Origin of the sequence: Photorhabdus sp. RW14-46, assembly GCF_963887965.1 — a bacterium.
Lineage (GTDB): Bacteria > Pseudomonadota > Gammaproteobacteria > Enterobacterales > Enterobacteriaceae > Photorhabdus > Photorhabdus laumondii.
Map to the genome: position 1 here is coordinate 59,709 of NZ_CAWPHH010000023.1, position 13,066 is coordinate 72,774.

General features: G+C 44.9%; 15 protein-coding genes, 1 rRNA gene and 1 riboswitch. Of the genes, 8 read left to right on the plus strand and 8 right to left on the minus strand.

Annotated features, from left to right (window positions below; genetic code table 11):
- Position 1: 1 nt before the first annotated feature.
- From thiS to AACQ38_RS16900, 5 genes are all read right to left on the minus strand, one after another.
- Positions 2 to 202 (minus strand): sulfur carrier protein ThiS, encoded by a 201-nt coding sequence (gene thiS, locus AACQ38_RS16880; RefSeq protein WP_165578634.1) that lies wholly within the window; start codon positions 200 to 202, stop codon positions 2 to 4.
- Positions 199 to 948 (minus strand): HesA/MoeB/ThiF family protein, encoded by a 750-nt coding sequence (locus tag AACQ38_RS16885; protein WP_165578635.1) that lies wholly within the window; start codon positions 946 to 948, stop codon positions 199 to 201. Before AACQ38_RS16885 ends, thiS begins: the two co-directional genes overlap by 4 nt.
- Positions 942 to 1,595 carry a thiamine phosphate synthase gene (thiE, locus tag AACQ38_RS16890; RefSeq protein WP_165578636.1) on the minus strand — a complete coding sequence of 218 codons (654 nt, stop codon included), beginning with the start codon at positions 1,593 to 1,595 and terminating at the stop codon, positions 942 to 944. The genes AACQ38_RS16885 and thiE overlap by 7 nt, the downstream gene beginning before the upstream one ends.
- Positions 1,579 to 3,516: a phosphomethylpyrimidine synthase ThiC gene (gene thiC / locus AACQ38_RS16895; RefSeq protein WP_165578637.1), complete on the minus strand. Its 1,938-nt coding sequence runs from the start codon at positions 3,514 to 3,516 to the stop codon at positions 1,579 to 1,581. The genes thiE and thiC overlap by 17 nt, the downstream gene beginning before the upstream one ends.
- A 118-nt stretch (positions 3,517 to 3,634) precedes the next feature.
- A riboswitch (TPP riboswitch) is annotated at positions 3,635 to 3,760 on the minus strand.
- 55 nt (positions 3,761 to 3,815) lie between these two features.
- Positions 3,816 to 4,478 carry an HAD family hydrolase gene (locus tag AACQ38_RS16900; protein ID WP_011144872.1) on the minus strand — a complete coding sequence of 221 codons (663 nt, stop codon included), beginning with the start codon at positions 4,476 to 4,478 and terminating at the stop codon, positions 3,816 to 3,818.
- A gap of 196 nt (positions 4,479 to 4,674) precedes the next feature.
- On the opposite strand from AACQ38_RS16900, the gene AACQ38_RS16905 reads away from it, so the two are divergent.
- The 7 genes from AACQ38_RS16905 (at position 4,675) to AACQ38_RS16935 (ending at position 9,222) form a co-directional block, all read left to right on the plus strand.
- Positions 4,675 to 4,821, plus strand: a complete 147-nt coding sequence (locus AACQ38_RS16905; protein ID WP_158538257.1) for a hypothetical protein — start codon at positions 4,675 to 4,677, stop codon at positions 4,819 to 4,821.
- Positions 4,769 to 5,536: an NAD(+) diphosphatase gene (gene nudC, locus AACQ38_RS16910; RefSeq protein ID WP_041379892.1), complete on the plus strand. Its 768-nt coding sequence runs from the start codon at positions 4,769 to 4,771 to the stop codon at positions 5,534 to 5,536. Before AACQ38_RS16905 ends, nudC begins: the two co-directional genes overlap by 53 nt.
- 112 nt (positions 5,537 to 5,648) lie before the next feature.
- Positions 5,649 to 6,713 (plus strand): uroporphyrinogen decarboxylase, encoded by a 1,065-nt coding sequence (gene hemE / locus AACQ38_RS16915; protein WP_165578638.1) that lies wholly within the window; start codon positions 5,649 to 5,651, stop codon positions 6,711 to 6,713.
- Between the two features lie 4 nt (positions 6,714 to 6,717).
- Positions 6,718 to 7,386 (plus strand): deoxyribonuclease V, encoded by a 669-nt coding sequence (gene nfi, locus AACQ38_RS16920; protein WP_011144875.1) that lies wholly within the window; start codon positions 6,718 to 6,720, stop codon positions 7,384 to 7,386.
- 76 nt (positions 7,387 to 7,462) lie between these two features.
- Entirely contained in the window at positions 7,463 to 8,053 is a 591-nt protein-coding gene (locus tag AACQ38_RS16925; RefSeq protein ID WP_011144876.1) for a YjaG family protein, read from the plus strand.
- A gap of 186 nt (positions 8,054 to 8,239) precedes the next feature.
- Positions 8,240 to 8,512, plus strand: coding sequence for a nucleoid-associated protein HU-alpha (gene hupA / locus AACQ38_RS16930; RefSeq protein ID WP_011144877.1), 273 nt, complete (start codon positions 8,240 to 8,242; stop codon positions 8,510 to 8,512).
- Between the two features lie 68 nt (positions 8,513 to 8,580).
- A complete protein-coding gene (locus AACQ38_RS16935; protein WP_041379893.1) occupies positions 8,581 to 9,222 on the plus strand; it encodes a DUF1481 domain-containing protein in 642 nt (213 codons plus the stop codon).
- Between the two features lie 18 nt (positions 9,223 to 9,240).
- Here AACQ38_RS16935 and purD read toward each other — a convergent pair whose 3' ends face one another.
- The 3 genes from purD to AACQ38_RS16950 are packed head-to-tail and all read right to left on the minus strand — an operon-like array spanning position 9,241 to position 12,341.
- A complete protein-coding gene (gene purD, locus AACQ38_RS16940) occupies positions 9,241 to 10,524 on the minus strand; it encodes a phosphoribosylamine--glycine ligase (RefSeq protein ID WP_165578639.1) in 1,284 nt (427 codons plus the stop codon).
- A gap of 21 nt (positions 10,525 to 10,545) precedes the next feature.
- Positions 10,546 to 12,105 carry a bifunctional phosphoribosylaminoimidazolecarboxamide formyltransferase/IMP cyclohydrolase gene (gene purH, locus AACQ38_RS16945; protein ID WP_339367061.1) on the minus strand — a complete coding sequence of 520 codons (1,560 nt, stop codon included), beginning with the start codon at positions 12,103 to 12,105 and terminating at the stop codon, positions 10,546 to 10,548.
- Positions 11,988 to 12,341, minus strand: coding sequence for a hypothetical protein (locus AACQ38_RS16950; protein WP_339367060.1), 354 nt, complete (start codon positions 12,339 to 12,341; stop codon positions 11,988 to 11,990). Before AACQ38_RS16950 ends, purH begins: the two co-directional genes overlap by 118 nt.
- 510 nt (positions 12,342 to 12,851) lie before the next feature.
- Here AACQ38_RS16950 and AACQ38_RS16955 point away from each other — a divergent pair.
- A 16S ribosomal RNA gene (locus AACQ38_RS16955) occupies positions 12,852 to 13,066 on the plus strand; the annotation flags it as partial.

Sequence of the window (13,066 nt, forward strand, 5' to 3'; positions counted from 1 at the left end):
ATCAACCTCCAGCAATAGCCTGAAACAAAAGGATATTGTCTCCATCATTAATTCGATGCGTATTCCACTCTGAACGCGGAATAATGGTTTGATTAATAGCCAGTGCCATTCCCGGTTGTGTTTGTTCAAGTTGTTCTAGCAATTGCTGTATAGCCAGAGGAGCCATAAGCTCCATCGGCTGGTCGTTTACCGTAATTTTCATGCCATATCTCCGCAAATCGGGCATTGCTGCGACCGGTTAAGTTGTAGTGTGCTCCAGCTTTGTTGTTTACCATCAAACAGTCGGAGTTTGCCGCTTAACGGAGAGGGAAGCCCAGTTAACATTTTGATGGCTTCTAATGCCTGTAATGTGCCGATGATACCGACTATCGGACCTAATACACCCGCAGTCCGGCAATTTCGTAGAGGCTCTTGCTGTTCAGGGTAGAGACAGTTATAGCAGCCATGAAGATAAGGGGATTCAAATACCATAAGTTGGCCGCTAAAACCGACAGCACTGCCGCTGATCAACGGTTTTCGCGTTGCCACACAAGCAGCATTGATAGCGTGGCGGGTTGTCATGTTGTCACAGCAGTCGAGAACCAGATCGACTTGTTTCACGATTGTTGTCAGCGATTCCAGGTTCTGACGTTGATTAAGAACCATTGTTTTGATCAGCGGATTCAATGCATTGAGTTGATTGGCTGCAAGTTCAGCTTTTGCAGAAGGGATATCCTCAGTGCGGTAAAGTATTTGCCGTTGTAAATTGGAGATGTGTAAGTGGTCATCATCAGCGAGATAAATTGTTCCCACACCGGCTCCGGCCAGATAGAGAGAGGCAGGAGCGCCTAGTCCTCCCAGCCCGACAATCAATACGTGGCTGGATTTCAGTTTTTCCTGTCCTTCCGGGCCAATATCTTCGAGTAACAGTTGTCGGCTGTAACGCATAAATTCTTGATCATTCAGCATAAGAACCTCTCTACCCCTTCAACCAGATAAAGCAGTTGTGCAGTTGCCTGACGCCAATCCTTTGCTTTGGTAATGGCACTAACCAGCGCCACACTGCCAACTCCCGTTGCAATGACATCCGGTACGCGTTCAAGAGAAATTCCGCCGATGGCGACAGTGGGATAGTCTGGTGTGTTTTCTACCTGTCGTTTCAGTGCTTCCACTCCTTGTGGGGAAGATGGCATCGCTTTGGTTGTGGTTGGGAAAATGTGGCCGAGAGCGATATAAGACGGACGCAGGGATTTTGCTCTTGCCAGCTCTTGTTCATCGTGGGTAGAGATTCCTAACCGCAATCCCTTTTTTTGGATGGCGTTCAGATCAGCGATAACTAAATCTTCCTGCCCCAGATGAACACCATAAGCGCCATGTTTTATTGCTAGTCGCCAGTAATCGTTAATAAACAGACGAGCGTTGTATTGGCGACCGAGCATAATGGCTTGTTGAATCTCTTCTTCCACCTGATCTTCTGGCAGATCTTTAATTCTCAACTGAATTGTGGTGACGCCTGCCTGTAACAGGCGGGAAATCCACGCTAGCGAATCCACGACCGGATACAGCCCCAATCTGTGTTCAGTTGGGGCAAATGGTGCGTTAGGCAGATTGTTCATGGGATACATCCTCTACACTGTGATACAACTCACTACCGTGGGCGCGGAATGCTTCGGACATCTGTTCCATACCAGCGGCATAATCGCGTACTTCTTGAGAAATCTTCATAGAGCAGAATTTAGGCCCGCACATAGAACAGAAATGCGCAATTTTGCCGGAGGCTTGTGGCAAGGTTTCATCGTGATAGGCGCGAGCAGTATCGGGATCGAGCGCGAGATTAAATTGATCTTCCCAACGGAACTCAAAACGTGCTTTAGACATGGCATTATCGCGGATTTGTGCGCCTGGGTGACCTTTGGCGAGATCGGCGGCGTGAGCAGCAATTTTGTAGGTAATCAGTCCTTGCTTAACATCATCTTTGTTTGGCAAGCCGAGATGCTCTTTCGGCGTCACATAACAGAGCATGGCGCAGCCAAACCAGCCAATCATGGCTGCACCAATACCGGAAGTGAAATGGTCATAACCGGGTGCAATATCTGTTGTCAGGGGGCCAAGAGTATAGAAAGGCGCTTCATGACAATGTTCTAATTCTTCCGTCATATTGCGGCGGATCATCTGCATAGGAATATGCCCAGGGCCTTCGATCATCACTTGAACATCATATTCCCAGGCAATTTTGGTCAGTTCACCTAATGTATGTAGTTCTGCAAACTGCGCTTCATCGTTAGCATCCTGAATAGAACCGGGGCGTAGACCGTCTCCCAATGATAGGGAAACATCATAAGCGGCGCAGATTTCACAAATTTCACGGAAATGTTGGTAGAGAAAGTTTTCTTGATGATGAGACAGACACCATTTCGCCATAATTGAACCGCCGCGGGAAACGATCCCAGTAAGGCGTTTGGCGGTCATCGGTACATAGCGCAGTAATACGCCGGCATGAATGGTGAAGTAATCGACCCCTTGTTCTGCTTGTTCCAGCAAGGTATCACGGAATATTTCCCAAGTGAGATTTTCCGCCACGCCATTGACTTTCTCCAGCGCCTGATAAATAGGGACTGTACCGATAGGAACCGGGCTGTTACGTAAGATCCATTCGCGGGTTTCGTGGATATAACGGCCAGTGGAGAGATCCATTACCGTATCTGCGCCCCAACGAGTGGACCAGATTAACTTTTCTACTTCTTCTTCAATCGAAGAGGTGACTGAAGAATTACCGATATTGGCGTTAACCTTCACCAGAAAATTGCGACCAATAATCATCGGTTCTGATTCAGGATGATTGATATTGGCAGGGATAATTGCCCGACCAGCCGCGACTTCCTGACGGACAAATTCTGGTGTGATATTTTCCGGCAACTGAGCGCCAAAACTTTGTCCGGGATGTTGTTGGCGTAACACATCACCGCGGATACGTTCACGTCCCATATTTTCCCGTAGTGCGATAAATTCCATTTCCGGCGTGATGATGCCTTGACGAGCATAGTGCAATTGAGTAACGCGTTTGTCTTTACGGGCTTTTAATGGATGGGAGCGATGATTGAAACGTAAATGATCGAGGCCGGCATCCGTCAGGCGTTGCTGAGTAAAATCGGAGCTGAGGGTGGCAACAGGTTCAGTATCTTGGCGTTCGTTGATCCAAGGTTGACGTAGTTGAGTTAACCCAACATGTACATCCAGCTTGGCATCAGGATCGCCATAAGCGCCGGAAGTGTCATAAACCGGAATGGCTTCGTTTTCTTCATACTGAGGTTCTTCTTTGGTGCCACCAATTAACGTGGGAGATAATTGAATTTCACGCATTGGAACTTGGATATCGTCACGGGAACCTTGAAGATAAATTCGTCGTGAATTTGGGAAGGTCACGCCTTGAATAGAATTAATAAATTCTTGGGCGGCATCGCGTTGAGCTTTACGTGGGCGTGCCGGATCGGGTTTTGGTGAAATATCGGTTGTAGGGATAACAGTATTATGAGACATAGCAAATTCCTAAACTGTGTTATTGGGAAAGTTGCTTGTCTGGAGCTCGCAGGCAAATGAGTAAGAGTAATATAATTGATGGCTGGACAGACCTGTAAAAAATTGGGTGGGCTGACAGCGGTTGATTACTCTTGTTCCCTTCGCGGGTATTAACCCGATCAGGTTCCGCGGATCCCGAATTAACGGTCTCAGCCTGTGTATGCTGCGATAAAACAGCTTACGCTAGGCACTCCGACAAGAAAGTAAACAGTAGTATAGAAGGGATTATGAAAACTACAACCCCTACTGATTGAAAGTATTTACAGTGACCAGGTTAATTGTTGCCAGCCATGTTGTTGTGCTTCGGTTTTTAAATGGGCATCAGCATTGACCGTAATTACCTCATCGGCAAATTGACACATTGGGAGATCATTAATTGAATCACTGTAAAAGCGAATAATTTTGGGATAACTATTTTTCTGTTCCAGCCACTGTTTTATCCGTTTTACTTTACCTTCACGAAAAGTCGCAATTCCATCTATTTTACCGGTATAACAGCCATTTTCTATTACCATATCAATGCCCAGTGCCGTGTGAATATTCAATTCGGTAGCAATCTTTTTTACAATAAAAGAGACTGTGGCTGAGATGATCATAATTGGGATTTGTTGCTGTTGATACTCTGCAATAAGAGCTTTAGCTTGCGGATAAAATCGAGGTCTTATTTTTTCGTTAACAAATTCAGTCAGCCAAAGATCAACTTGTTCTTGTGGAACTTGGTGCAAGGTTTGCAGGCTAAATGCCAGATAATCATTCATATCCAGCGAACCCGCGCTGTAATCAGCCATCATTTTTTTATCTGCTTCGATAAAAGTTGGATCAGTAATGACACCTTTTTCCCATAAAAACGTGGTCCATATAGCGCTGGAATCACCGGAAATTAAGGTGTCATCCAGATCAAACACGGCAAGCAATTGAGACATGGTGTTGTGCTCCTCAGATCAAAGTCTATTTAATCGTTGAGAATAATGCCTATTACTGCCAGATCGGGCAATATGGTCTATGACAATAGTAATAAAGCACGCTTTTCTGATTAGAAAGTGTATGATTTATACCCTATGGATTTCAAGATGGATTGCGACGGCAAGGGAGTGAATCCCCGGGAGCATAGATAACGATGTGACCGGGGTGAGCGAGTGCAGCCAACAAAGAGGCAACTTGAAAGATGACGGGTATATACAGATATTAAAATTAAGATGTCATAGTGATGATGATGCAACAACAAATTACAGGTACAGAACATGGCTGGTGGATTATCAGCAATGAAAATCGTATTTGGCTCCCGAAAGGTGAGTTACCTTTTGGAATGGCAACTCAATGGTCACTGCAAGGAAAAATAGCCTTGCCTATTGGTGAGTGGCAAGGCGAAAAAGTTTGGCTTATTCGTCAGAAAATGGTTTCAAATATGGTTTCTTTACGGCAAATTGTTGCAAGTGATCGTGGCTTGTTTCAATTAGCTGGCCGAGGAGTGCAATTGGCAGAGTTTTATCGCTCTCATCAATATTGTGGTTATTGTGGTAATGAAATGCACCATAGTGTCAGTGAATGGGCTTGTCTGTGTCATCACTGCCATGAACGTTATTATCCGCAGATTGCACCTTGTATTATTGTCGGTATTCGTCGGGATGATCATATTTTGCTGGCTCAACATCAGCACCATCGTGGAGGGGTGTACACAGTATTGGCGGGATTTGTTGAAGTCGGTGAAACACTCGAAGAAGCTGTTGTCCGCGAAGTGATGGAAGAGAGTAATATTAAAATTCGCAATTTACGTTATGTGGCTTCTCAACCGTGGCCTTTCCCTCATTCATTAATGATGGCATTTCTGGCTGATTATGACAGTGGTGAGATCCGCCATGATCCGCAAGAGCTGATTAGTGCGGATTGGTATCACTATGATCAATTACCATTGATTCCACCACATAATACTATTGCCCGTCGGTTGATTGAAGATACGATTGTTCTATGCCGAAATACGTGATGTACAGTTTGGCGCAATTCAACGGGAGAGATTTACCTATCATGTTACAATGAGGTTCTAATTCATTGTAGTCAGATTATGTTGCGGCCAATAAATATAGATGGAGCCTGTCATGAATGCGCTGAAAAACGATCGTTATTTGCGAGCTTTATTACGCCAATCCGTTGATGTTACCCCTGTTTGGATGATGCGCCAGGCTGGCCGCTATTTACCTGAGTATCAGGCTACTCGTGCTAAAGCCGGTGATTTTATTGCTTTGTGTAAAAACACTGAGCTCGCTTGTGAAGTCACTTTACAACCTTTGCAGCGTTATCCGCTGGATGCGGCAATTCTCTTCTCTGATATTCTCACTATTCCTGATGCTATGGGGTTGGGACTCTATTTTGAAGCCGGTGAAGGTCCGCGTTTTAAATCTCCGGTTTTCAGCCGTGCTGATGTGGAAAAACTGCCGGTGCCTGATCCGGAAATGGAGTTGAGCTATGTGACGGATGCCGTGCGTGCGATTCGTAAGGCACTCGCGGGCCAGGTTCCTTTGATCGGCTTTTCTGGTAGCCCGTGGACACTGGCAACTTACATGGTGGAAGGTGGTAGCAGCAAGGCATTCACTAAAATTAAAAAAATGATGTATGCCGAACCTACCGTAATGCATCTGTTGCTGGATAAGCTAGCAGACAGCGTTATTCTTTATCTCAATGCTCAGATTAAAGCAGGTGCTCAGTCTGTGATGGTTTTCGATACTTGGGGTGGAGTACTGACGGGGCGGGATTATCGGGAATTTTCCTTACATTATATGCACAAAATTGTTGATGGTCTGATCCGTGAAAATGAAGGTCGTCGTGTGCCAGTGACACTGTTTACTAAAGGTGGTGGACAATGGCTGGAAGCAATGGCTGAAACCGGTTGTGATGCGCTTGGTTTGGACTGGACGATAGATATTGCCGATGCACGCCGTCGTGTGGGGAATAAAGTCGCTTTGCAGGGTAATATGGACCCATCCATGTTATACGCCTCTCCAGAGCGGATTGAGCAGGAAGTTTCGACAATTTTGCAAGGTTTTGGGACGGGTTCTGGTCATGTCTTTAACCTTGGTCATGGTATCCATCAGGATATACTGCCGGAACACGCGGGGGTATTTGTCGAAGCGGTACATAAACTTTCAGCTAAATATCATCAGTAAAAATATGATTAATACGAAAGCATTACGTCAGGAACAAATAGCAAAGGCTCAACAGGTTATCTGTTATGATGATTTTTCCCCACCTAAATTGATTGCGGGTGCTGATGTGGGTTTCGAACGACAGGGAGCAATTACCCGTGCAGCGATAGCGGTTCTCTCTTATCCTGCTCTTGAACTGGTGGAATATCAGATAGCGCGAATTGAAACTACGTTGCCTTATATTCCCGGTTTACTCTCTTTCCGTGAATATCCTGCATTAATGGCTGCTTGGCAGTTGTTGAAATACAAACCTGATCTAGTAATGGTGGACGGTCATGGCATTGCTCATCCACGTCGTTTAGGTGTAGCTAGCCATTTTGGTTTATTAGCTAATGTGCCCACAATTGGTGTGGCAAAACGTCGTTTATGTGGTGAAAGTGAACTATTGGGAGAACAGCCCGGCAGTTGCCAACCTTTGCTTGATAAAGAGGAACAGATTGGTTGGGTATGGCGAAGTAAAAAACGTTGTAATCCGTTGTATATTTCTACAGGACACAGAATCAGTCTTGATAGCGCATTGTTATGGGTGGAACGTTGTATGAAAGGTTATCGCTTGCCTGAAACAACCCGTTGGGCAGATGGTATAGCCTCAAATAGACCATTTTTTGAACAAATGATACAGAAAAATCCTTAAATTCGGTGTAAGCGTGTGGATATTCTTGAATTTCAGGTAAACTGCGGAGCAAATTGTGCATAATGAGTAAAAGCTAATGTTACGGAACCCGATACATTTACGGCTGGAAAAACTTGAAAGCTGGCAGCATCTGACCTTTATGGCAAGTTTATGCGAACGGATGTATCCAAATTACCAGATGTTCTGTTGCCAGACGGCATTTGCAGAACCTGCTCTTTACCGCCGTATTCTGGATTTGGTGTGGGAAATATTAGTTGTAAAAGATGCCAAGGTGAATTTTGATAATCAGCTGGAAAAGTTGGAACAAATTATTCCCTCAGCGGATGATTACGATATTTACGGTGTGTACCCGGCGATTGATGCATGTATTGCATTAGGGGAAATTATTCACTCCCGTCTGAGTGGTGAAACATTGGAGCATGCAATTGCAGTGAGTGAAATTTCAATCCGCACTGTTGCTATGCTTGAAATGACTCAGGCCGGAAAAGAAATGACTGATGAAGAACTGAAAATATTACCGGCTATTGAACAAGAGTGGGACATCCAATGGGAAATTTATCGCTTATTGGTTAGCTGCGAAGAGCGGGATATTGAGTTGATTAAAGGATTGAAAGCTGACCTCCGGGAGTCAGGAACGAGCAACATTGGTATAAATTTAACGCAGTAAAGTGAAAAAACGTGATTTAATGCTTTAAATGCCATGTTCAAAGGCTTCACTTTTGCCCCCACTCTGTTCTACATTTGGGGGGTGAAAAGAAGTGGCTATCGGTGCGTGTATGCAGGGGTGCTGTCATTCGGCATATCCGTCGCACTCGATGCTTTGCAAACGATAAACACACTGTAAGGATAATCTATGAATAAGACTGAATTAGTTGATGCAATCGCAGAAAGCACAGAACTGACTAAAGCTCAGGCAAAAGCTGCTCTGGAATCAACTTTGAATGCAATCACCGAATCCCTAAAAGCGGGCGATTCAGTACAACTGGTAGGTTTTGGTACTTTTAAAGTTAACCACCGTGCAGAACGTACTGGTCGTAACCCGCAAACCGGTAAAGAAATTACCATCGCGGCTGCAAACGTACCTGCTTTCTCTGCTGGTAAGGCTCTGAAAGACGCAGTTAAATAATTTCATTGCAAAAAAGAAAAAATAGAAGGGGTATTATTTATCCCCTTTTGTTGGTTCGTCAGGGGCTGATGACACTAGGATTCGTCTTCGCGCTCAGCGCCTGTACCAATCAACCTAAAGAACCTTCTTTCAGCGCAAGTGGATTCATTGCCGATGATGGTGTTGTCCGCTTGTGGCGTCTCAACGATCAGAACAGTAAACCTCGGGTGCTGATGAGTGTTTACAGCCCCTACCGTAATGACAATACCGTCGTGACTTTTTATGAATATAAGCAGGGAGATTTGCGCCAAATTCGCCGTGAAATTTTGAATGATAAAAATCCACTATCTGAACAACTTCGTTTGAATAAATCCGGTGATGTGATTTTTATGCAAAAGCAGTCGAAAACGCGACGAGAGCGACTTTCCAGCGATGATATTGTTCGTATGCAGTTTGATGCTAAACGGACGCTTGAATTAAGTGATGCGTTGATAGTGGGAAATGTGCGTTTGGTGCAAGGGCACTGGAATAACGGTAAAGTCACTACCTGTGCAGGTGAAACGATTTCCCTTGAGTTTGAACCTTACGCGAGGTCATGGCTTGAACAGCGCGAAAAAAGTAGCTACAGCCAGTTAACCATTGCTTGGTTGGAAGCGCCTGCTGGCCGCGAATTATTGTTGGTAGCTAATAATGACTTTTGTCGTTGGGAACCGACGAAGGACAGCCTCTGACCCTCGTCAGTTTTATGATTATTTCAATCGGTTAATTGCCCGATATCCGATATCCTTGCGGTAAAAACAGTTATTCCATTCAATCTCTTCTGCTTGTTGGTAAGCATTTTTCTGTGCATCTATAATGGTTTCTCCTAATGCTGTAACACACAGAACGCGTCCACCGGCGGTAATAACATCATTGTCTTTCATTGCTGTACCAGCATGGAAAACCTTGCTACTTTCATTTTCTTGTTGGGGCAAGCCATGAATGATATCCCCTTTGTGATAATCAGCAGGATACCCTCCGGCAGCGAGTACCACACCCAGAGCAGGGCGCTCATCCCAATCAGACGTTTTACCCGCAAGCTCGCCTTTTGCACCAGCTAGACAGAGTTCAACAAGATCAGAGCGCATACGCATCATGATGGGTTGTGTTTCTGGATCACCAAAGCGACAGTTAAATTCAATCACTTTGGGTTCGCCATTTTGGCTGATCATCAAGCCGGCATAAAGAAAACCCGTATAGACATGACCCTCAGCAGCCATACCATTAACAGTAGGATAAATAATCTCTTCCATAATGCGTTGGTGGATTTCATTGGTGACGACTGGTGCGGGAGAATAGGCTCCCATTCCGCCAGTGTTTGGGCCGGAGTCACCATCACCTATGCGTTTATGATCCTGACTGGTTGCCATCGGAATAACATTCTTACCGTCGACCATAACGATAAAACTAGCTTCTTCACCTGTTAGAAACTCTTCAATAACAATACGATGGCCTGCATCACCAAACGCATTTCCGGCTAGCATATCTTTTATGGCGGACTGGGCTTCTTCCAGCGTCATCGCAACAATCACACCTTTACCCGCAGCCAGTCCGTCAGCTTTTATAACAATAGGAATACCGACTTTATCTAGGTAGGCAAGAGCGGGTTCGATAGCTGTAAAATTCTGATAAGCCGCAGTTGGGATTTGATGACGTGCTAGAAAATCTTTGGTAAATGCTTTTGAACCTTCTAATTGAGCGGCTGCCTGAGTTGGACCAAAAATAGTCAACCCTGCTTTTTGGAATGCATCGACGATACCTAACACTAATGGTACTTCAGGGCCGACGATAGTCAGCCCAATATTATGGCTTTGTGCAAATACTAACAAGCCGTTGATATCTGTCGCTGAGATATCAATATTTTCAAGATTGCTTTCCAGAGCAGTTCCTGCATTTCCTGGAGCGACATAGATTTTATCAGCTAAAGGAGATTGAGCTGCTTTCCATGCCAGCGCATGTTCGCGTCCACCGCTACCAACAATTAAAATATTCATCAGATTAACTCCTGCTATTGATTAGTGGCGAAAATGGCGCATGCCGGTGAAAATCATAGCAATACCGTGTTCATCAGCCGCGGTAATTACTTCGTCGTCACGGATTGAACCGCCGGGTTGGATAATGCAACTCACGCCGACAGCCGCAGCGGCATCAATGCCGTCACGAAATGGGAAAAAGGCGTCAGACGCCATTGCGCATCCTTGGACTTCCAAGCCTTCATCGGCTGCTTTAATCCCCGCAATTTTTGCGGAATAGACACGGCTCATTTGGCCAGCGCCAATACCAATGGTCATATCATTTTTTGCATAAACAATGGCATTAGATTTGACAAACTTAGCGACCTTCCAGCAGAACAGAGCATCTTTCATTTCTTGTTCGGTGGGATGACGTTTGGAAACCACACGTAGGTTAGTTACTGCAACCATACCAAGATCGCGATCTTGTACCAGTAAGCCACCATTAACTCGTTTAAAATCAAGGCCAGCAGCCCGGTCCTCCCATTTACCACATGCCAGAACGCGGATATTTTGCTTGGTTGCCAGCACAGGTAAGACATCTTTATTTACTGAGGGGGCAATAATTACCTCGACGAATTGACGGTCGATAATGGCTTGTGCAGTTTTAATATCAAGTTCGCGGTTGAAAGCAATAATACCGCCGAAAGCGGAGGTTGGATCTGTTTTGAATGCGCTATCATAAGCTTCGTGGATATCTTTACCAATGGCTACACCGCATGGGTTAGCGTGCTTAACAATAACGCATGCAGGCTCCACGAATTCCTTAACACATTCCAGCGCTGCATCGGTATCAGCAATGTTATTATAGGAAAGAGCCTTACCTTGTAACTGAGTTGCAGTTGCAATGGATGATTCAGAAAGATTCTCTTCTATATAGAATGCAGCATCTTGGTGGCTGTTCTCACCGTAACGCATATCCTGCTTTTTAATGAAATTCAAATTCAGAGTACGAGGGAAACGTCCTGATGGTTGAGTCGTATCGCCATGATAAGGAGGAACCAGCTTGCCAAAATAGTTAGCAATCATGCTGTCATAAGCCGCGGTGTGTTCAAAAGCCTTAATGGCTAAATCGAAGCGGGTTGATTGTGTTAATGACCCCTGATTGTTATCCATCTCTTCAATGATTTTTTCGTAATCCTTACTATTTACCACAATCGCTACATCTTTATGGTTCTTAGCCGCAGAGCGAACCATAGTTGGACCACCGATATCAATGTTTTCAATGGCATCTGCCAAAGTACAATCTGGTTTAGCTACGGTCTGAGCGAATGGATATAGATTCACAACCACCATATCGATCGGTGAGATTTGGTGTTGTGCCATGATTTCATCATCTTGTCCGCGGCGGCCAAGGATTCCGCCATGTACTTTAGGATGCAGCGTCTTAACACGGCCATCCATCATTTCAGGAAAACCGGTGTAGTCTGAAACTTCAGTAACCTTTAGATCTGACTCAGCGAGTAAACGCGCTGTGCCACCAGTAGAAAGCAATTCGACACCGCGTTGAGATAAGGCTTTTGCAAATTCAACAACCCCTGATTTATTGGAAACGCTAAGCAGGGCACGACGGATTGGACGAAGCTGTTGCATTGATTTGATCCCTTGGATTTTGTAAGGCAGTAACATGTTATTGGGAAGAACCCACTACACCCGTTATCTTTCAAGTTACCTCTTTGTTGGCTGCACTCACTCACCCCGATCACATCGTTCGCTATGCTCCCGGGGATTCGCTTCCTTGCTGTCGCGATGCATCTTGAAATCCATAGGGTATATACCAGGACATAAAAAATGGGCACTGCAATAACATTTCAGTATAGTCAGATAAAATCGCTTGATGATTTTAACCACCGAATTGTAACGAAAACGTTTGTGTGATGCTCGATAAATTTTCATCCAACTAGCCATATGTGGATAAATCTGTTGGTAAGTAGGTATAAAGTAGAGCTTTGCTGTGGAATTAATCAAACGATCAATTTTTTTCAAAATAATTATTGCCAGCGTCAAAGAATTCCCTATAATGCGCCACCACTGACCGACACAACGCTGATAAACATTGTGAGGTCGGGCAGAGAAAGCGATAATCAGTGCTTGACTCTGCGGGCGAACAGCGTAGTATACGCAGCCCGGCTGAACGAGAATGTTATTTTTTATGTCAGCCTGCTCTTTAACAATTAATCAGACAATCTGTGTGGGCACTCACAAGACCGTATCGCAAAAAAATACGTTTTAAAGTCTTGAAGAGTGAACAACAGTTAATTCATTACGAAATAATTAGTCAGAATTCTTTGAGCATCAAACTTTGATTTAAATTGAAGAGTTTGATCATGGCTCAGATTGAACGCTGGCGGCAGGCATAACACATGCAAGTCGGGCGGTAACAGGAAAGTGCCTGCACTTTTGCTGACGAGCGGCGGACGGGTGAGTAATGTCTGGGGATCTGCCCGAGGGCGGGGGATAACCACTGGAAACGGTGGCTAATACCGCATAATGTCGCGAGACCAAAGTGGGGGACCTGAAAGGG

Coding starts and splice junctions, on each gene's coding strand:
- nudC (WP_041379892.1), top strand. CDS start 4,769: ATGCAACAACAAATTACAGGTACAGAACATGGCTGGTGGATTATCAGC.
- hupA (WP_011144877.1), top strand. CDS start 8,240: ATGAATAAGACTGAATTAGTTGATGCAATCGCAGAAAGCACAGAACTG.
- AACQ38_RS16900 (WP_011144872.1), bottom strand. CDS start 4,478: ATGTCTCAATTGCTTGCCGTGTTTGATCTGGATGACACCTTAATTTCC.
- thiC (WP_165578637.1), bottom strand. CDS start 3,516: ATGTCTCATAATACTGTTATCCCTACAACCGATATTTCACCAAAACCC.
- hemE (WP_165578638.1), top strand. CDS start 5,649: ATGAATGCGCTGAAAAACGATCGTTATTTGCGAGCTTTATTACGCCAA.
- purD (WP_165578639.1), bottom strand. CDS start 10,524: ATGAATATTTTAATTGTTGGTAGCGGTGGACGCGAACATGCGCTGGCA.
- thiE (WP_165578636.1), bottom strand. CDS start 1,595: ATGAACAATCTGCCTAACGCACCATTTGCCCCAACTGAACACAGATTG.
- AACQ38_RS16925 (WP_011144876.1), top strand. CDS start 7,463: ATGTTACGGAACCCGATACATTTACGGCTGGAAAAACTTGAAAGCTGG.
- AACQ38_RS16885 (WP_165578635.1), bottom strand. CDS start 948: ATGCTGAATGATCAAGAATTTATGCGTTACAGCCGACAACTGTTACTC.
- AACQ38_RS16935 (WP_041379893.1), top strand. CDS start 8,581: ATGACACTAGGATTCGTCTTCGCGCTCAGCGCCTGTACCAATCAACCT.
- thiS (WP_165578634.1), bottom strand. CDS start 202: ATGAAAATTACGGTAAACGACCAGCCGATGGAGCTTATGGCTCCTCTG.
- nfi (WP_011144875.1), top strand. CDS start 6,718: ATGATTAATACGAAAGCATTACGTCAGGAACAAATAGCAAAGGCTCAA.